This is a genomic window from Pseudomonas sp. Pseusp10 (genome assembly GCF_059492225.1).
This window is the reverse complement of record NZ_CP168528.1, coordinates 1,941,737-1,958,986: the sequence shown is the minus strand read 5'-3', so window position 1 is coordinate 1,958,986 and position 17,250 is coordinate 1,941,737. Positions and strand designations below refer to the sequence as shown.

The 17,250-nt window shown below is 59.0% G+C and carries 19 protein-coding genes and 1 pseudogene; 9 read left to right on the top strand and 11 right to left on the bottom strand.

Annotated elements, in window-relative coordinates; genetic code table 11:
- Positions 1-154: 154 nt before the first annotated feature.
- Complete coding sequence (locus tag ACEN8Z_RS08715; RefSeq protein WP_495597367.1) at positions 155-2,056, bottom strand: potassium transporter Kup; 1,902 nt, start codon at positions 2,054-2,056, stop codon at positions 155-157.
- Between the two features lie 293 nt (positions 2,057-2,349).
- Here ACEN8Z_RS08715 and rimO point away from each other — a divergent pair, with 293 nt between their 5' ends.
- From rimO to tsaA, 6 genes are all read left to right on the top strand, one after another.
- Entirely contained in the window at positions 2,350-3,687 is a 1,338-nt protein-coding gene (gene rimO / locus ACEN8Z_RS08710) for a 30S ribosomal protein S12 methylthiotransferase RimO (RefSeq protein ID WP_007992720.1), read from the top strand.
- A gap of 112 nt (positions 3,688-3,799) precedes the next feature.
- Positions 3,800-4,273 carry an acetyltransferase gene (locus tag ACEN8Z_RS08705; RefSeq protein ID WP_495597366.1) on the top strand — a complete coding sequence of 158 codons (474 nt, stop codon included), beginning with the start codon at positions 3,800-3,802 and terminating at the stop codon, positions 4,271-4,273.
- Between the two features lie 201 nt (positions 4,274-4,474).
- Positions 4,475-5,185, top strand: coding sequence for an rRNA pseudouridine synthase (locus ACEN8Z_RS08700; RefSeq protein WP_007992725.1), 711 nt, complete (start codon positions 4,475-4,477; stop codon positions 5,183-5,185).
- A 76-nt stretch (positions 5,186-5,261) separates the two neighbouring features.
- Positions 5,262-5,732: a YehS family protein gene (locus tag ACEN8Z_RS08695; protein ID WP_007996900.1), complete on the top strand. Its 471-nt coding sequence runs from the start codon at positions 5,262-5,264 to the stop codon at positions 5,730-5,732.
- Between the two features lie 218 nt (positions 5,733-5,950).
- Positions 5,951-6,721 (top strand): SDR family oxidoreductase, encoded by a 771-nt coding sequence (locus ACEN8Z_RS08690; RefSeq protein WP_495597365.1) that lies wholly within the window; start codon positions 5,951-5,953, stop codon positions 6,719-6,721.
- A 201-nt stretch (positions 6,722-6,922) separates the two neighbouring features.
- Positions 6,923-7,618, top strand: coding sequence for a tRNA (N6-threonylcarbamoyladenosine(37)-N6)-methyltransferase TrmO (gene tsaA, locus ACEN8Z_RS08685; protein WP_495597364.1), 696 nt, complete (start codon positions 6,923-6,925; stop codon positions 7,616-7,618).
- Positions 7,619-7,800: 182 nt separating this feature from the next.
- On the opposite strand, the gene fpr is transcribed toward tsaA, so the two are convergent.
- On the bottom strand, positions 7,801-8,580 hold the full coding sequence (fpr, locus tag ACEN8Z_RS08680; protein ID WP_003443014.1) for a ferredoxin-NADP reductase: 780 nt from the start codon (positions 8,578-8,580) through the stop codon (positions 7,801-7,803).
- A 147-nt stretch (positions 8,581-8,727) separates the two neighbouring features.
- On the opposite strand from fpr, the gene ACEN8Z_RS08675 reads away from it, so the two are divergent.
- A complete protein-coding gene (locus ACEN8Z_RS08675; protein ID WP_007996903.1) occupies positions 8,728-9,654 on the top strand; it encodes a LysR family transcriptional regulator in 927 nt (308 codons plus the stop codon).
- On the opposite strand, the gene ACEN8Z_RS08670 is transcribed toward ACEN8Z_RS08675, so the two are convergent.
- The 3 genes from ACEN8Z_RS08670 to ACEN8Z_RS08660 form a co-directional block, all read right to left on the bottom strand.
- On the bottom strand, positions 9,651-10,013 hold the full coding sequence (locus ACEN8Z_RS08670) for a diacylglycerol kinase (RefSeq protein ID WP_007996906.1): 363 nt from the start codon (positions 10,011-10,013) through the stop codon (positions 9,651-9,653). The genes ACEN8Z_RS08675 and ACEN8Z_RS08670 overlap by 4 nt on opposite strands.
- A gap of 75 nt (positions 10,014-10,088) precedes the next feature.
- On the bottom strand, positions 10,089-10,739 hold the full coding sequence (gene erdR / locus ACEN8Z_RS08665; RefSeq protein ID WP_008054094.1) for a response regulator transcription factor ErdR: 651 nt from the start codon (positions 10,737-10,739) through the stop codon (positions 10,089-10,091).
- Between the two features lie 217 nt (positions 10,740-10,956).
- Complete coding sequence (locus ACEN8Z_RS08660) at positions 10,957-11,715, bottom strand: tRNA-uridine aminocarboxypropyltransferase (RefSeq protein ID WP_007996910.1); 759 nt, start codon at positions 11,713-11,715, stop codon at positions 10,957-10,959.
- A 188-nt stretch (positions 11,716-11,903) separates the two neighbouring features.
- Here ACEN8Z_RS08660 and ACEN8Z_RS08655 point away from each other — a divergent pair, with 188 nt between their 5' ends.
- Positions 11,904-12,326, top strand: a complete 423-nt coding sequence (locus tag ACEN8Z_RS08655) for a quorum-sensing-regulated virulence factor family protein (protein ID WP_007990204.1) — start codon at positions 11,904-11,906, stop codon at positions 12,324-12,326.
- Here the strand turns inward: ACEN8Z_RS08655 and ACEN8Z_RS08650 are convergent, their stop codons facing one another.
- The gene (locus ACEN8Z_RS08650) at positions 12,327-12,521 is read right to left on the bottom strand and encodes a hypothetical protein (RefSeq protein WP_007996911.1); all 195 of its coding nucleotides are present in this window, start codon (positions 12,519-12,521) and stop codon (positions 12,327-12,329) included.
- Between the two features lie 481 nt (positions 12,522-13,002).
- On the opposite strand from ACEN8Z_RS08650, the gene ACEN8Z_RS08645 reads away from it, so the two are divergent.
- The gene (locus ACEN8Z_RS08645) at positions 13,003-14,121 is read left to right on the top strand and encodes an LOG family protein (RefSeq protein WP_495597363.1); all 1,119 of its coding nucleotides are present in this window, start codon (positions 13,003-13,005) and stop codon (positions 14,119-14,121) included.
- Between the two features lie 45 nt (positions 14,122-14,166).
- Here the strand turns inward: ACEN8Z_RS08645 and recX are convergent, their stop codons facing one another.
- The 5 genes and pseudogenes from recX to ACEN8Z_RS08620 form a co-directional block, all read right to left on the bottom strand.
- Positions 14,167-14,634, bottom strand: coding sequence for a recombination regulator RecX (recX, locus tag ACEN8Z_RS08640; protein ID WP_495597362.1), 468 nt, complete (start codon positions 14,632-14,634; stop codon positions 14,167-14,169).
- Positions 14,635-14,642: 8 nt separating this feature from the next.
- Entirely contained in the window at positions 14,643-15,701 is a 1,059-nt protein-coding gene (recA, locus tag ACEN8Z_RS08635) for a recombinase RecA (protein ID WP_007996915.1), read from the bottom strand.
- A gap of 83 nt (positions 15,702-15,784) precedes the next feature.
- Positions 15,785-16,285 carry a CinA family protein gene (locus ACEN8Z_RS08630; RefSeq protein ID WP_007971146.1) on the bottom strand — a complete coding sequence of 167 codons (501 nt, stop codon included), beginning with the start codon at positions 16,283-16,285 and terminating at the stop codon, positions 15,785-15,787.
- Between the two features lie 85 nt (positions 16,286-16,370).
- Positions 16,371-16,605, bottom strand: a pseudogene (locus ACEN8Z_RS08625) (lysis protein); the annotation flags it as partial.
- A 77-nt stretch (positions 16,606-16,682) separates the two neighbouring features.
- Complete coding sequence (locus ACEN8Z_RS08620; protein WP_495597361.1) at positions 16,683-17,246, bottom strand: glycoside hydrolase family 19 protein; 564 nt, start codon at positions 17,244-17,246, stop codon at positions 16,683-16,685.
- Between the last annotated feature and the right edge of the window lie 4 nt (positions 17,247-17,250).

The following is a 17,250-nucleotide window of genomic DNA, read 5'->3' as shown; positions in this document are numbered from 1 at the left end:
TGCTCGCGATAGCGGTAGATCAGTCAGCATTTCTGTTGAATGTGGCACCGCCATCGCGAGCAAGCTCGCTCCCACAGAGGTTCTGAAGTATCCAGCGACCGTCCACAAAAAAGCCCCCGCTGCCGCAAGGCAACGGGGGCTTTTTGTGGGTCGCTTACATCTCCACCTGAGTACCCAGTTCAATCACCCGGTTCAACGGCAGATTGAAGAAACGCAAATTGCCATTGGCGTTCTGCAACATGAACGCAAACAGCGCCTCACGCCAGCGCGACATGCCTTCGAGCTTGGAGGCGATGACCGTTTCGCGGCTGAGGAAGTACGTGGTGCGCATCGGGCTGAAGTTCAGTTCATCGAGATGACACAGCTTCAACGCCTGTGGCACGTCCGGCTCATCGATGAAGCCGAAATGCAGGATCACCCGGAAGAAACCTTCGCCGTAGGCATCGACCTCGAACCGTCGTGATGGCGGCACCCGCGGGATGTCTTCGTAGACCACCGTCAGCAGCACCACTTGCTCGTGCAGTACCTGGTTATGCAACAAGTTGTGCAACAGCGCGTGGGGCACGGCGTCCGGTCGCGCGGTGAGGAACACTGCCGTGCCCTGCACGCGATGCGGCGGTTGCACGGCGATGCTGCTAATGAAGATCGGCAGTGGCAGCCCACCTTCATCGATGCGCTCCACCAGCAATTGCTTGCCGCGCTTCCAGGTGGTCATCAGCACAAACAAGGCGAAACCGGCGATTACCGGGAATGCACCGCCCTGAATGATTTTCGGCACGTTGGCGGCGAAGTACACACCGTCTACCAACAGGAAACCCAAGAGGATCGGCACCACAAGAACCGGAGGCCATTTCCACAGCAGCAGGATCACCGCGGACACCAGAATACTGGTCATCAGCATGGTCCCGGTCACCGCCACACCGTAGGCCGAGGCCAGGGCACCAGAGGATTCAAAACCCAGCACCAATAGCACCACGCCGACCATCAGCGCCCAGTTCACCGCGGCGATGTAGATCTGGCCCTGTTCGGCGCTGGAGGTATGCCGGATGTGCATGCGCGGAATGTAACCGAGCTGGATCGCCTGACGGGTCAGGGAGAACGCACCGGAAATCACCGCTTGCGAGGCAATTACCGTGGCCAGGGTCGACAGGCCGACCAGCGGGATCAACGCCCAGTTCGGTGCCAGCAGGTAGAACGGGTTACGAGCCGCTTCCGGGTCGCCCAGCAGCAAGGCACCCTGGCCGAAGTAGTTCAGCACCAACGCCGGCAGTACAAGGATGAACCACGCACGTGCAATCGGCTTGCGGCCGAAGTGGCCCATGTCCGCGTACAGCGCTTCGGCACCGGTCAATGCCAGCACCACGGCGCCGAGAATCGTCACGCCCATGCCCGGATGGACCATGAAGAAACGTACACCCCATACCGGATTCATCGCTTGCAGGACTTCCGGATGCTGGCTGATGCCATAGACGCCCAGTGCGCCCAGCACGAGGAACCAGGTAACCATGATCGGCCCGAACAGAATGCCGATGCGCGCGGTCCCGTGACTCTGAATCAGAAACAACCCGACCAGCACCACCAGCGACAATGGCACCACCCAATGGTCGATGCCTTCGAAGGCCAGCCCCAGGCCTTCAATCGCCGACAGCACGGAAATCGCCGGGGTAATCATGCTGTCGCCATAGAACAACGCCGCGCCGATCAGTCCGCAGACCACCAGCAACGTGCGCAATTTCGCGTGCCCCGATGCCGCCCGCCGGGCCAGTGCGGTCAAGGCCATGATCCCGCCTTCGCCCTGGTTGTCGGCACGCAGTACAAACATCATGTACTTGATCGACACGACCCAGATCAGCGACCAGAAAATGAGTGCCAGAATCCCCAGTACCCCGTCATGGTTGACCGGCACGCCATAGCCTCCGGAAAACACTTCTTTGAGGGTGTACAACGGACTGGTGCCGATATCGCCATAAACCACCCCGACTGCCGCGACCAGCATGCCGATCGGCTTCACCGCCGAATGCTCGGCACCTGCAGCCTGACTACTTGCCTGACCCATCCACCACTCCTACTTCTCAGACCCGGGCTTCTTTGAAAGAAGCACTATGCTTTGTCGTGCAGCATGCGCTGTTTTACTTCACGTTACAGACGTTTTGTTGACAGTAAAAACCCAGTAAAGCGTAACGGCGCGAAGCATAGCGCAGCACTCGTCGTATTTCCCTGCATAAAGCTGGTCAAGTGAGCGACTCACCGCTAGAATTGCGCACTTTTTGATCAGAGGCGCAGTTCAAGCGCCCGTCCGTCGGTTTTGCCCTGCCCGGCAAGCGGCGTCACAAAATACCGAGGTTAGACATGTCCACCACTCCTGCGCCGGCCAATCCAAAGGTTGGCTTCGTATCCCTGGGTTGCCCCAAAGCACTGGTCGACTCCGAGCGCATCCTTACCCAGCTGCGCATGGAAGGCTATGACGTGGTGTCCACCTACCAGGACGCCGACGTCGTGGTAGTCAACACTTGCGGCTTCATCGATTCGGCCAAGGCCGAGTCCCTGGAAGTGATCGGCGAAGCCATCAAGGAAAACGGCAAGGTCATCGTGACCGGCTGCATGGGCGTCGAAGAAGGCAACATTCGCAACGTACACCCGAGCGTGCTGGCCGTGACCGGTCCGCAGCAGTACGAGCAAGTGGTCAACGCCGTGCACGACGTCGTGCCGCCGCGCCAGGACCACAACCCGCTGATCGACCTGGTGCCGCCGCAAGGCATCAAGCTGACCCCGCGCCACTACGCCTACCTGAAGATTTCCGAAGGCTGCAACCACAGCTGCAGCTTCTGCATCATCCCGTCGATGCGCGGCAAGCTGGTCAGCCGTCCGGTGGGCGACGTGCTCGACGAGGCCCAGCGCCTGGTCAAGTCCGGCGTCAAAGAGCTGTTGGTGATCTCCCAGGACACCAGCGCCTATGGTGTCGACGTGAAATACCGCACCGGTTTCTGGAACGGCGCGCCGGTGAAAACCCGCATGACCGAACTCTGCGAAGCCCTGAGCACCCTCGGCGTCTGGGTTCGCCTGCACTACGTTTACCCGTACCCGCACGTTGACGAGTTGATCCCGTTGATGGCCGCCGGCAAGATCCTGCCGTACCTGGACATCCCGTTCCAGCACGCCAGCCCGAAAGTGCTGAAGTCGATGAAACGCCCGGCCTTCGAAGACAAGACCCTGGCGCGGATCAAGAACTGGCGCGAAATCTGCCCCGACCTGATCATCCGCTCGACCTTCATCGTCGGCTTCCCGGGCGAAACCGAAGAAGATTTCCAGTACCTGCTGAACTGGCTGACCGAAGCCCAGCTCGACCGCGTTGGCTGCTTCCAGTACTCGCCGGTAGAAGGCGCACCGGCCAATGACCTGGACCTGGAAGTTGTCCCGGACGACGTCAAGCAGGACCGTTGGGAGCGCTTCATGGCGCACCAGCAGGCCATCAGCTCGGCGCGCCTGCAAATGCGCATCGGCCGTGAGATCGAAGTGCTGGTCGATGAAGTCGACGAGCAAGGCGCGGTGGGCCGCTGCTTCTTCGATGCCCCGGAAATCGACGGCAACGTATTCATCGACAACGGCAGCAACCTCAAGCCGGGCGACAAGGTCTGGTGCAAAGTGACCGACGCCGACGAATACGATCTGTGGGCTGAACAGATCTAAACGCAAAAAATACGCAAAGCCCCGCTCTCTTGACGAGATGCGGGGCTTTTTTACGGCTATCGTTTGAGGTTGAAAGGATTCCTGTCAACCACTGCAGAAGGAGCAGACGGGCATGCGTCAGCATTCGGTCATCCACACGCCGAAACTCAGCGACTTCGAAGAATTGACCCGGGTCTGGGAGGCCTCGGTGCGTGCCACCCACGACTTTCTGCCAGACAGCTACATCGAACTGCTGAAAAACCTGGTGCTGACCCGCTACCTCGACGCAGTGATGCTGATCTGCACCAAGGATTCGAGCCAGCGCATCACCGGGTTCGCCGGCGTCGCGGCAGGCAAGATCGAAATGCTCTTCATCGACCCTGACCATCGCGGCCAGGGCCTGGGCAAGAAATTGTTGCGTTACGCCCTGGAACACCTGAACGCCGTCGAACTGGACGTCAACGAACAAAACCCGCAAGCCCTCGGCTTTTACTTCAAGCAGGGCTTCGAGGTGATCGGTCGCTCGGAAGTCGATGGCATGGGCCAGCCGTATCCGCTGCTGCACATGCGCCTGCGCCAGGTCCAGCAACACTCAAAACATGCCTGACACAACACAAAACACTGTAGGAGCTGGCTTGCCAGCGATGGTGGTTAACGATAACGCGCTGTCTCAGGATAAAAGCGGCGCACTTGAATCCATCGCTGGCAAGCCAGCTCCTACAGTAAAAGCCACACAGTGCAAATGGAACCGCGATTAACCGGCGCCAGGCAGGTACAATGCCCACCCCCTTTTTGTTACGGCCCTGACATGACTGACCCGATTCGTCTCTCCAAACGCCTCATCGAACTCGTCGGCTGTTCCCGTCGGGAGGCTGAGCTGTTCATCGAGGGCGGCTGGGTCACCGTCGACGGCGTGGTCATCGACGAGCCGCAATTCAAGGTCGACACCCAGAAAGTCGAGCTTGATCCAGAAGCCAAGGCCACCGCACCGGAACCGGTGACGCTGCTGCTCAATGTGCCCGCCGGCATGGATGCAGACACCGCCATGGCCACCCTCGGCGCCGAGACCCTGAGCGAAGAACACCGTTACGGCAAGCGCCCGTTGCGTGGCCATTTCCTGCGCCTGACCGCCAGCACCGACCTGCAGGCCAACGCCAGCGGTCTGCTGGTGTTCACCCAGGACTGGAAAATCCTGCGCAAACTCACCGCCGACTCCAGCAAAATCGAGCAAGAGTATGTGGTCGAGGTTGAAGGCGAGATGGTGGCTCACGGCCTGAACCGCCTGAACCACGGCCTGACCTACAAGGGCAAGGAGTTGCCGGCGGTCAAGGCCAGCTGGCAGAACGAAAACCGCCTGCGCTTTGCCATGAAGAATCCGCAACCGGGCATCATCGCCCAGCTGTGCCAGGCCGTCGGCCTGAAGGTCGTCGCCATCCGCCGCATCCGCATCGGCGGCGTGTCCATCGGCAAAGTGCCCGTGGGGCAATGGCGCTACTTGTCCGGCAAAGAGAAGTTCTAAGGCTTCCCGCGCCACCATACCTTTCGGCGCTGTTGTTTTCGGCGGCGCCCATAGCTGAATTATCAGGACTGCACACATGATCCATAACGACGTACTGCGCAGCGTGCGCTACATGCTCGACATCAGCGACAAGAAAGTCATCGAGATCATCAAGCTCGGCGGCAAGGACGTGGCCCTGGCAGACCTGGTGACGTACCTCGACAAGAAAGAGGAAGACGAAGAAGGCTTCGTACGCTGCCCGGACGATGTCATGGCGCATTTCCTCGATGGCCTGGTGATCTTCAAGCGCGGCAAGGACGAAAGCCGTCCGCCGCAGCCGATCGAAGTGCCGGTGACCAACAACATCATCCTGAAAAAGCTGCGGGTGGCGTTCGAGCTGAAAGAAGACGACATGCACGCGATCCTCAAGGCCGCCGAGTTCCCGGTGTCCAAGCCTGAGCTGAGCGCGCTGTTCCGCAAGTTCGGCCACACCAACTACCGCCCGTGCGGCGACCAGCTGCTGCGCAATTTCCTCAAAGGTCTGACCCTGCGAGTGCGCCCGCAGTAAACCGCTCCCTGTAGGAGCGAGCTTGCTCGCGATGGATTCGACAACGCCGCGATTATCCAGCAAACACGCGTTATCGTTAGCGACCATCGCTGGCAAGTCGGAACGCCGCATCGCAGCTCCTACAAGGCCGAATGCCTCCCTATTCCGCGCGAAAATAGTGGCTCCGCTGACCGCGGCCGACGGCTAGGGTGTAAAGACCTCAGCTCTCAGGATTCGCCATGCACCCGTACTTTTCCCTGCAAGGCCGCACCGCGCTAGTGACCGGCGGCACCCGTGGTATCGGCAAGATGATCGCCAAGGCCTACGTCGAGGCGGGCGCCACTGTGTACGTCTGCGCCCGCGACGCCGAGGCCTGCCAGCAAACCGCTGACGAACTCGGAGCACTTGGACGCTGCCACGCGATGGCGGCCAACCTCGCCACCGAAGAGGGCGTCCTGCAACTGGCCACACGCCTGGGCGAGCAGATCTCCCATCTGGACATTCTGGTGAACAATGCCGGCACCACCTGGGGCGCACCGCTGGAGAGCTACCCGATCAAGGGCTGGGAAAAAGTCATGCAGCTCAACGTGACGTCGGTATTCAACTGTATCCAGCAGTTCCTGCCGCTGCTGCGCAAGGCCGGCTCGGCGCAGAATCCGGCGCGGATCATCAACATTGGTTCGGTCGCCGGGATTTCATCCTTCGGTGAACAGGCGTATGCCTACGGGCCGAGCAAGGCTGCGTTGCATCAACTGTCGAGGATTCTGGCGCGCGAACTGGTGAGCCAGCACATCAACGTCAATGTGATCGCCCCGGGGCGTTTTCCGAGCAAGATGACCCAGCACATTGGCAATGATGAACAGGCGCTGGCGCAGGACACGGCGTTGATTCCAATGAAGCGCTGGGGCCGCGAGGAAGAGATGGCAGCGCTGGCGATCAGTTTGGCGAGTACCGCGGGAGCCTATATGACCGGGAATATCATTCCGCTGGATGGTGGGTTCAGTCTCTGAAATCGGCGGTGCGGCCATCGCGAGCAGGCTCGCTCCCACAGGGGTTGCGTGGTAGACACAGAACAGGTGAGCCCCCCCGAATCAATGTGGGAGCGGGCTTGCTCCGGGCGGCGTTCCGACGATGACGGAATGACAGGCACCGCCTAAGCAATGGTTGATCGGGTTATCATGCCCACCCTCTTCCCGCTTCGACCTCAAACCATGACCTACAGCGTTTCCCCCATCGGCTTCGTGCGCTCCTGCTTCAAGGAAAAGTTCGCCATCCCGCGCCAGCCGCAACTGGCTCCGGCCGCCCGTGGGGTGCTGGAACTGGTGGCACCGTTCGATCAAGGGGACGCGGTACAGGGCCTGGAACAGGTCAGCCACGTGTGGCTGCTGTTCCTTTTCCACCAGGCCCTGGAGGAAAAGCCTCGCCTGAAGGTCCGCCCTCCTCGCCTCGGCGGCAACAAATCCATGGGCGTGTTCGCCACCCGCGCCACCCACCGCCCCAATGGCATTGGGCAGTCGGTGGTGAAACTGGACAAAGTCGAAGCCGGTCGCTTGTGGATCTCGGGCATCGATCTGCTGGATGGCACGCCGATTCTCGATATCAAACCCTACGTGCCCTACGCCGACATCATCGATACAGCCACCAACAGCATCGCCAGCGCCGCGCCGCAGTTGATTCCCGTGCAGTGGACGGATACAGCGCTGCAACAGGCTCACGAGCATGCCCAGCGCCTTGAAGAGCCCTTGGTTGAGTTGATCGAGCAATGCCTGGCACAGGATCCACGCCCGGCCTACCAAACGCCGGCACCCGAGCGGGAATACGGTGCGCAGTTCTGGGATCTGGATGTGCGTTGGCACTATCCCGAGGCAAACGTGATCCGGGTTCTTGAAGTTGTCCCGGCAAAGTAAACCCGGAAACGAAAAAGCCCGCATAACCTTCTCAGGCCATGCGGGCTTTTCTTTGCGATACACATCTACTGTAGGAGCTGGCTTGCCAGCGATGGACTCGAGCGCACCGCGTTACACCAGAAAAAACGCGTTATCGTTGACGACCATCGCGAGCAAGCTCGCTCCTACAACGTGACCTGCGGTCACTTCTCGACGAATGCACGCTCGATCAGGTAATCACCCGGCTCGCGCATGCGCGGCGAAACCTTCAGGCCGAAGCTGTTCAGCACCTCGCTGGTCTCGTCGAGCATGCTCGGGCTGCCGCACAGCATGGCGCGGTCGTCCTGCGGGTTGATCGGTGGCAGACCGATGTCGCTGAACAGCTTGCCGCTGCGCATCAGGTCGGTCAGGCGACCTTCGTTCTCGAACGGCTCGCGGGTCACGGTCGGGTAGTAGATCAACTTGTCACGCAGCGCTTCGCCGAAGAATTCGTTCTGCGGCAAGTGCTCGGTGATGAACTCGCGGTAAGCGACTTCGTTGACGTAACGCACGCCGTGGCACAGGATCACTTTTTCGAAACGCTCGTAGGTTTCCGGATCCTGGATGACGCTCATGAACGGCGCCAGACCGGTACCGGTGCTGAGCAGGTACAAATGTTTGCCAGGCTTCAAGTCATCCAGCACCAGCGTGCCCGTAGGCTTCTTGCTGATGATGATCTCGTCGCCTTCCTTCAGATGCTGCAACTGCGAAGTCAGCGGACCATCAGGCACCTTGATGCTGAAGAACTCGAGATGCTCTTCCCAGTTCGGGCTGGCAATCGAGTAAGCGCGCATAAGCGGGCGGCCGTTGGGCTGTTGCAGGCCGATCATCACGAACTGACCGTTCTCGAAGCGCAGGCCCGGGTCACGGGTGCACTTGAAGCTGAACAGAGTGTCGTTCCAGTGATGAACACTGAGGACACGCTCGTGGTTCATGTTGCTCATGTACGTGGGACTCCTGGAGATTTGTCTGCGCGTGTTCGGCGCCTGCTCTGCAAAAAAGCCAGCTCTGCGCAATTGCATCGCATTCTAAAGGCAGACACAATATCTGTTAAATGGATTATTAAGATAAGGGTTATCGGTTATATCGATATGCGATTTACTCTCCGTCAACTTCAAGTATTCGTCGCCGTCGCCCAGCAGGAAAGCGTGTCCCGTGCTGCGGGCCTGCTCAACCTCTCGCAATCGGCGGCGAGCACCTCGATCACCGAGCTGGAGCGCCAGTGCAGCTGCCAACTGTTCGACCGTGCCGGCAAACGGTTGAGCCTCAACGCCCTCGGTAAACAACTGTTGCCGCAAGCTGTCGCCCTGCTGGATCAGGCCAAGGAAATCGAAGACCTGCTCAACGGCAAGTCCGGTTTCGGTTCACTGGCCGTGGGCGCGACCCTGACCATCGGCAATTACCTGGCCACCCTGCTGATCGGCGGCTTCATGCAACGCCATCCGGAAAGCCAGGTGAAGCTGCACGTACAGAACACTGCCAATATCGTGCAGCAAGTGGCCCACTATGAAATTGATCTGGGTCTGATCGAAGGCGACTGCAGTCACCCGGACATCGAAGTACAAAGCTGGGTCGAGGACGAATTGGTGGTGTTTTGCGCCCCACAGCATCCGTTGGCCAAGCGCGGCACGGCCACCATGGACGAGTTGAGCCACGAAGCCTGGATCTTGCGCGAACAGGGCTCCGGCACGCGGTTGACCTTCGATCAAGCCATGCGCCATCACCGCACTTCTTTAAATATCCGGCTGGAGCTTGAGCACACCGAAGCGATCAAACGCGCGGTGGAATCAGGTTTGGGGATTGGCTGCATTTCCAGACTGGCTTTGCGCGACGCATTCCGCCGCGGCAGTCTGGTGCCTGTCGAGACGCCGGATCTGGATCTGGCGCGACAGTTTTATTTCATCTGGCATAAACAGAAATATCAGACATCGGCGATGCGCGAATTCCTCGATCTGTGCCGCGCCTTCACCGCCGGGGTTCAGCGCAGCGACGAGATCGTGCTGCCGACGATCGCTTAGAGCAGAATCACCGCCCACACCAGGGCGATCATGCTCAATGCCACGAACTGGGCGGCACTGCCCATGTCCTTGGCATTCTTGGACAACGGGTGCCGTTCAAGGGAAATGCGGTCGATGGCCGCTTCCACTGCCGAGTTGAGCAACTCGACAATTAGCGCCAACAGGCATACCGCGATCAACAACGCCCGTTCGACCCGGCTGACATTCAGGAAGAACGACAACGGAATCAGGATGACGTTGAGCAATACCAATTGCCGAAAGGCGGCTTCTCCGGTGAAGGCTGCGCGCAAGCCGTCCAGCGAATAACCGGAAGCATTGAGAATTCGTTTCAGGCCGGTCTGGCCTTTGAAAGGTGACATAGAGTGGGCAACTGACAAAAAAGAAGTGGGAAAGCTAGTTCAACCAAAGTCAAAAAAGCGTGAAGTTGCCAGCCTTTAATGACTGGAAATTGACTCAAGTTGTTGCAAGAGCAGCGCGGCCTGGGTCCGGGTCCGCACATTCAGCTTACGGAAAATCGCGGTGACGTGCGCCTTGATAGTCGCCTCGGAAACACTCAATTCGTAGGCGATCTGCTTGTTCAGCAAACCTTCGCAGACCATGGTCAGCACCCGGAATTGCTGCGGCGTCAGACTGGCAAGGCCTTCGCTGGCCGCCTTGGCCTCATCGGAGACGCTGACCGCTTCGAACGCCTGCGGCGGCCAGAACACGTCACCATCGAGGACTGCACGCACGGCTTTCTGAATCACACTCAAGTCGCTGGACTTGGGAATGAAGCCACTGGCGCCGAATTCACGTGACTTGACCATAATGGTCGGTTCTTCCTGGGCCGAGACCATGACCACCGGAATCTGCGGGTACTGACCGCGCAGCAGGACCAGCCCGGAAAAACCATAGGCCCCCGGCATGTTCAGATCCAGCAGTACCAGATCCCAATCGGACTTTTCCGTCAGGCGGACTTCCAGTTCGGCGATGCTCGCCACTTCCACCAGGCGCACATCCGGGCCAAGGCCCAGGGTCAGCGCTTGATGCAAGGCACTACGAAAAAGTGGGTGGTCATCGGCAATCAGGATTTCGTATGTGGCCATTTTTCAAATGATCCTGTTTTTCATGGGGCGCCCGATGCATTCGGACCTCGCCAAAGCAACTCAAGGCACGGCCACGGAGCTGCACTGACAAGGCACGCTCGACGCAAAAACCGCGTTGCAAACTCTGGCCGCACCCTGATCGGCGCCAAGCATGCCCAGCGAAGCCGGGGTGGTCAAGCAGCGTGGCCGGTACACTTTATTGCAGTATGGGCAACAATCAGTCCATCACTGGGGTTGCCGGCTGAACATAGGGCATCAACTCGGCGTGCGCCGGGGTCGAAACGTTCATGTCCAACTGATGTTTGGCGTCGAGGTAATGCTGGCTGAACACATCGAAATAGGCATCCAGCGCCGATGCAGCAGCTACATCGCCCGCAAGGTCGAGGCACAGCGCGGCAACCTCCGCCGTACACAGATGTTCGCTGCGGGTTGATCGGCGCAATCGGTAACGGGAGAGTTTTTCGGGCAATAAACTGAGGATCGGCAATCGGTCGAAATAGGGGCTCTTGCGAAAGATCTTCCGCGCTTCGGTCCAGGTCGCATCCAACAGAATGAACAATGGGCGCTTCGTGCCATCGACATCCACGCTGTTTGTCACACGCTCAGGCTCGACGTACTCCCCCGGAAACACCAGGTAAGGCTGCCATTGGGGGTCGGACAACAGCGCCAGCAACGTCGGATCGACCTCGGTACGGGACCAGATGAAGGCATGGTTGTCAGGCACCACATCGGCTATCAGCCAACCGGTGTTGCTTGGCTTGAAGACTTCCTTGTTGGTCATGATCAGGCACACGCCGGAGCGGGTAGCGACCTGCGGACGCCATGCGCACAGGCAGTGACTCTCGATCACCCGGCAGTCACGGCAACGCGGGGCGCGCCAGCCTCGGGCCTGAATCGGCTTGATGCCCTCCTCCTCGCGCTGGTCGCGCAAGCGGGCTACAGCATTCAATGCAAATCGCGTGGAGGCACGACTCATCGCGGGCAACGCCGACAGGAAACGGAAATCGACACGAAAAACACTCGACAGGGTAAAAAGTGCCAGCAGTTTACCAGACCGCCCGGCGCAAGCCTGTACCGTCCAGCCCGCCTCCCCTATAATTCGCCGCCACTGAACGCACAGTCACGTGACGGGTCCAACCCCCATCACTGAACCAGGAGAGTTTCATGCTGCGCCTTATCGTTCCTACCGCGGCCATTTTGCTGGCGTCGTCCTTCAACGCCCAGGCTGCGTCCTTGAAAGACACGGAACTGAACAAAATGCTGCAAAACGTCGCTACCCAGAGCAGCGTCGGCACTCCACGAGCGATCAACGAAGACATACTCGATCAAGGCTACACCGTTGAAGGCAAACAGCTGATCAACCATCTGAGCGTGCAGAGCAGCCACGCCGACAAGATGCGTGCAGACCCGAAAGCGGTCTACTTCCAGTTGGGAGCTTCTGTCTGCAGAAACGAAGGGTTTCGCAAGCTGATGGCCAAGGGCGCGATCATGCGTTACGACTTCACCGAGGTGAAGACCAACCGCCCGGTCGGCTCCGCAAGCTTCCAGGAATCGGATTGCCTGCAACCGGCCAAGAAGAAAAAGTAATCACCGGGAATTGGCGCGCCGTTGTTCATCTTCGGCGCGCAATTCTGCCAGCAGCGCCTGCAAGTAATGCGAACGACGCTCGCCGCCACGCAAACGCCGGCAGCACTCCTCTTCGAGACTCAAATGATTGGTCTCGGCCGATGACTTCAACAATCGATACAGATGCGTATCGATCTCCAGAACGACTCTGGCCATGGTTTCCCGCCTCCCTGCACTTCACTCATGTTTGAGCGATAAATCCTTAATCCGCTTGTACCGTGCGCCCTGCCGTTGACGCAAAGTTGTCGTGTGACGCCTGTAACTTAGTAAATCAGAGTGCCGCACATGCGACGTACGTTCAGACGAGCGGCGAAAGCACCTTGCAAATCATCAATAAGCGGTTGCCAGGAAAAACTTTGTGGCGCAATGATCAAGTCAGCGAAAATTACTGTGAAGGTCTAGATTCAGGGTATCCATGTTCACTTTTTCAGGGCTGGAAAGGGGCTGGCCGTCGCTTGTCGTGTTGTGCGATTGTTTCTTTCATCCAAGGGAAAAACAGAGCCTGTTTGGATGATCCGATACCTTTCGGGTCAAGTAGATCGCCCAGGCATGGGTCTGGGCAGACAGCGACACATGAAGTGTCGTGGCACCGACGTACATTCTCGGGCCGAGGGTTCTGTGCAGAAGGAGAAGTTGAATGCCTTACCAACCGAATGACCTCCTGAGCCGTCATTTTGAAGAAAGCGGCCATGACCTCATCAACAAGGTCGAAGAACAACTCAAGCTGATTTCACCCAACAGCCCGAACATCCCGATCTACCGCGACATGATCCTGACCGTGCTGCGCATGGCCCAGGAAGACCACAATCGCTGGAATGCCAAAATCACCCTGCAAGCCCTGCGTGAGCTGGAACAGGCTTTCCGCGTGCTCGAACAATTCAAGGGGCGACGCAAAGTCACCGTGTTCGGCTCGGCTCGCACCGCCATGGAACATCCGCTCTACAGCATGGCCCGGGAGCTCGGTGCCGCGCTCGCGCGCTCGGATATGATGGTCATTACCGGCGCCGGTGGCGGGATCATGGCCGCCGCCCATGAGGGCGCCGGCCTGACACACAGCCTTGGGTTCAACATCACGCTGCCCTTCGAACAGCATGCCAACCCCACTGTCGATGGCACGACCAATCTGCTGCCCTTCCACTTCTTCTTCACCCGCAAGCTGTTCTTCGTCAAGGAAGCCGATGCCCTGGTGCTGTGCCCGGGTGGGTTCGGTACGCTGGATGAGGCGCTGGAAGTGCTGACGCTGATCCAGACCGGCAAAAGCCCATTGGTGCCCGTGGTGCTGCTCGACACGCCGGGCGGCAAATTCTGGCAAGGCGCACTGGACTTCATTCACCAGCAACTGGAAGAAAACCACTACATCCTGCCCACCGACATGAAGCTGGTGAAACTGGTCTACAACGTCGAAGAAGCGGTAGAGCACATCAACCAGTTCTACAGCAACTTCCACTCCAGTCGCTGGCTCAAGCACCAGTTCCTGATTCGCATGAATCACGCACTCAACGACCGGGCACTCGAGCATATGCAGGAGGCTTTCGCCGACCTGTGTCTGAGCGATCATTTCCATCAGCACGCTCACAGTGGCGAGGTCCATGACGAAGCCGAATTCAGCCACCTGGTGCGGCTGGTCTTCAACTTCAACGCCCGTAACCATGGCCGTCTGCGTGAGCTTGTGGACTACATCAACCTTCCGGAAAACTGGACGCCATCAAAACCCCAGGTACAACAGCGCACGCGGGAGCCGTCAAAGGTTACGTGAGGCATAAAAAAACGGCCCGCTATCGAAATAGCGGGCCGTTTCAGTTCAATCGTCCATCCCTCGACCGCTGAACAGGCGATTGATCATTTCCATGGAGTATCCCCGATACGCCAGGAACCTGCCTTGCCTGGCTCTCTCCCGGGCGTCTACCGGCAACTGCCCGGAGAACTTGCGCCGCCAGGTATCGGCCAGTTGCTCCTGCCAGTCAATACCGCTCTCGCGCAGGGCGAGTTCAATATCGGTGCGCTGCAGGCCGCGCTGGCCCAACTCTTCACGAATGCGTAAAGGACCATAACCGGAACGGGCACGGTAGGAAACGAAACTTTCGAGGTAACGGGTTTCGGACAACAACCCCTCTTCCGTCAATCGGTCGAGTGCTGTTTCGATCATTTCAGGGAGGGCACCGCGCTGACGCAGTTTACGCGTCAGCTCGACACGACCGTGCTCGCGCCGTGCGAGCAGGTCCATTGCGGTTCGCCGCACCGCGACGAGTGTATCGAGTACGGCGGTCATCGCTTCGATCAGATATCGGCGTCAGCCAGGTCGTCTTCGGTCTCTTTGACCGCAGAAGCTTTGGCGTCTGCTACGGATGCCGGGGACAGGAGCTTGTCACGCAGTTGCTTCTCCAGCTTTGCCGCGACTTCCGGGTTGTCCGCCAGGAACTTGGCCGAGTTGGCCTTGCCCTGACCGATCTTGGTGCCTTCATAGGCATACCAGGCACCGGACTTCTCAACAAAACCGTGCAGAACACCCAGGTCGATCATCTCACCGTTGAGGTAGATGCCCTTGCCGTAAAGAATCTGGAACTCGGCCTGACGGAACGGCGAAGCCACCTTGTTCTTCACAACCTTGACGCGGGTTTCGCTACCGACGACTTCATCACCTTCCTTCACCGCGCCAGTACGACGGATGTCCAGACGAACCGATGCGTAGAACTTCAGTGCGTTACCACCGGTGGTGGTTTCCGGGCTACCGAACATCACGCCGATTTTCATACGGATCTGGTTGATGAAGATCACCAGGCAGTTGGCGTTCTTGATGTTACCGGTGATTTTACGCAGCGCCTGGGACATCAGACGGGCTTGCAGGCCTACGTGCATGTCACCCATTTCGCCTTCGATTTCAGCCTTTGGCACCAAGGCAGCCACGGAGTCGACGATGATCACGTCAACTGCGTTGGAACGCACCAGCATGTCGGTGATTTCCAGAGCCTGCTCGCCGGTGTCCGGCTGGGAAACCAGCAGGTCGTCGACGTTGACGCCCAGCTTGCCGGCGTACTCAGGGTCAAGGGCGTGTTCGGCGTCGACGAATGCGCAGGTCGCGCCGGCTTTTTGAGCCTGGGCGATCACGGACAGTGTCAGTGTGGTTTTACCGGAAGATTCAGGACCGTAGATTTCAACAATACGACCTTTTGGCAGGCCGCCGATGCCGAGAGCGATGTCCAGACCCAGAGAGCCAGTGGAGATGGCCGGGATCGCCTGACGGTCCTGATCGCCCATACGCATTACGGCACCCTTGCCGAATTGACGTTCGATCTGACCCAGGGCCGCAGCCAAGGCTTTCTTCTTGTTGTCGTCCATTAAAGTCCTCACGTAATCAATAAGGCCTGACGGCCAACACCTGTATAAGTAGCCAGTATTATTCCACAGCGTTTCCGGATCGCCTACCCCTGATTTGAGATTTCTGCCGCGGCATACCGCAGCAGCCCCTCTAGCGCGGCCTTCACCGTTTGTCGGCGCACCTCGTCGCGGTCACCGGCGAAGTGTTGCAACTCGCTGAACACTCGCTCGCCCACGCCCCAGGCCAGCCAAACCGTCCCCACTGGCTTGCTCGGCGAACCACCGTCCGGCCCGGCTACGCCACTGACCGCCACGGAAAAATACGCGCGACTTTTCTCCTGCGCCCCCCTGGCCATCGCTTCGACCACCTCGCGACTGACCGCCCCCACCGTGGTGAACAACTCCACAGGAACATCCAGTTGCAGGTTCTTCTGCAGATTGGAGTAAGTGACATAACCGGCCTCGAACCACGCCGAGCTGCCCGGAATACGGGTGATCGCCTCGGCGATCCCGCCTCCGGTACAGGACTCGGCCGTGGAAACATGGGCATTGAGAATCTGCAATTGCCTGCCAAGGTCAGCGGCGAGCTGGGTGATTACTTTCACGGTCTTCTCCTGATGGGGCGGGATGGGTTAACCGTACACGAGCAGACCGCACTTGCAAGCTACAGGGCCGATCAAAATGTTTATGCGCAAGCGCTCCGACATAAGCCTGACAAGCCTGCAGACAATCAGTCCGCGGTCACCGGCGTCGGTGATGGCGATAATTCGTTGAGCATGCGCCGGGTCAAGTCGGGCGCGTACGGCGCCATGACCACGCCGCCGAGACCTGAGGTGCCTGACACTGCACCATCGCCTGCGTCGAGGAGGACTGACAGGTGCAGATCAGCAGTGGCAAGACGATTGCGCAGGTGATCCTGAATACGCCAGACCAGCGTCGCCGAACCGACGGTCAGTGACACCAGCAAAACGGCACCAACAGCCGATTAATGGGACGCCGCAATCAAACCGAAGTCTGACAAAGCACTGCCCTCGCCCGCGCCCATAGCTGCAAGCGGTCCTGTAGCCCGTTCAAACCGCCGTTGATACGGCGGGTGATGCTATTGAACTGGTCGCGATCGGCCAATTCGTTCAAACCGTTTTGCGCCCAATACCATGCAGCGGATTCGGCAGCCCATTGCGGTTGTTCGAGCAGTTCAGGCGAGGCCATAAGGCGTTCGTCGCCGAACAGGCCGAGGCTGCATTGTCGGTAGTTGTGGCGACCGGTGATCTGGATCAGACCGCGCCCACGGTACTTCTGACCGTCGCGGTCAGGTTCCGCAGTATTGCCCAAGCGAATAGCCAGGGCACCCGTATCGTAATGGCTCAGGTACTGATCGCCGCCCAACTCCCGCACGTACTGCAACTGCCCGGACTCATGACCGACTTGCGCGAGGAACGAAGCGATGCGTTTGGGCGTATTGATGCAGTGATTAGCCATGGCAATCTTGAGAGCAGAAATAAAAACGCCCGCTTGGGTGCGGGCGCCTGGCATGATTTTGAGAAGTTGCCGTTCAGTCAACAGCATGGTT

Coding starts and splice junctions, on each gene's coding strand:
- ACEN8Z_RS08715 (WP_495597367.1), bottom strand. CDS start 2,056: ATGGGTCAGGCAAGTAGTCAGGCTGCAGGTGCCGAGCATTCGGCGGTG.
- rimO (WP_007992720.1), top strand. CDS start 2,350: ATGTCCACCACTCCTGCGCCGGCCAATCCAAAGGTTGGCTTCGTATCC.
- ACEN8Z_RS08705 (WP_495597366.1), top strand. CDS start 3,800: ATGCGTCAGCATTCGGTCATCCACACGCCGAAACTCAGCGACTTCGAA.
- ACEN8Z_RS08700 (WP_007992725.1), top strand. CDS start 4,475: ATGACTGACCCGATTCGTCTCTCCAAACGCCTCATCGAACTCGTCGGC.
- ACEN8Z_RS08695 (WP_007996900.1), top strand. CDS start 5,262: ATGATCCATAACGACGTACTGCGCAGCGTGCGCTACATGCTCGACATC.
- ACEN8Z_RS08690 (WP_495597365.1), top strand. CDS start 5,951: ATGCACCCGTACTTTTCCCTGCAAGGCCGCACCGCGCTAGTGACCGGC.
- tsaA (WP_495597364.1), top strand. CDS start 6,923: ATGACCTACAGCGTTTCCCCCATCGGCTTCGTGCGCTCCTGCTTCAAG.
- fpr (WP_003443014.1), bottom strand. CDS start 8,580: ATGAGCAACATGAACCACGAGCGTGTCCTCAGTGTTCATCACTGGAAC.
- ACEN8Z_RS08675 (WP_007996903.1), top strand. CDS start 8,728: ATGCGATTTACTCTCCGTCAACTTCAAGTATTCGTCGCCGTCGCCCAG.
- ACEN8Z_RS08670 (WP_007996906.1), bottom strand. CDS start 10,013: ATGTCACCTTTCAAAGGCCAGACCGGCCTGAAACGAATTCTCAATGCT.
- erdR (WP_008054094.1), bottom strand. CDS start 10,739: ATGGCCACATACGAAATCCTGATTGCCGATGACCACCCACTTTTTCGT.
- ACEN8Z_RS08660 (WP_007996910.1), bottom strand. CDS start 11,715: ATGAGTCGTGCCTCCACGCGATTTGCATTGAATGCTGTAGCCCGCTTG.
- ACEN8Z_RS08655 (WP_007990204.1), top strand. CDS start 11,904: ATGCTGCGCCTTATCGTTCCTACCGCGGCCATTTTGCTGGCGTCGTCC.
- ACEN8Z_RS08650 (WP_007996911.1), bottom strand. CDS start 12,521: ATGGCCAGAGTCGTTCTGGAGATCGATACGCATCTGTATCGATTGTTG.
- ACEN8Z_RS08645 (WP_495597363.1), top strand. CDS start 13,003: ATGCCTTACCAACCGAATGACCTCCTGAGCCGTCATTTTGAAGAAAGC.
- recX (WP_495597362.1), bottom strand. CDS start 14,634: ATGACCGCCGTACTCGATACACTCGTCGCGGTGCGGCGAACCGCAATG.
- recA (WP_007996915.1), bottom strand. CDS start 15,701: ATGGACGACAACAAGAAGAAAGCCTTGGCTGCGGCCCTGGGTCAGATC.
- ACEN8Z_RS08620 (WP_495597361.1), bottom strand. CDS start 17,246: ATGCTGTTGACTGAACGGCAACTTCTCAAAATCATGCCAGGCGCCCGC.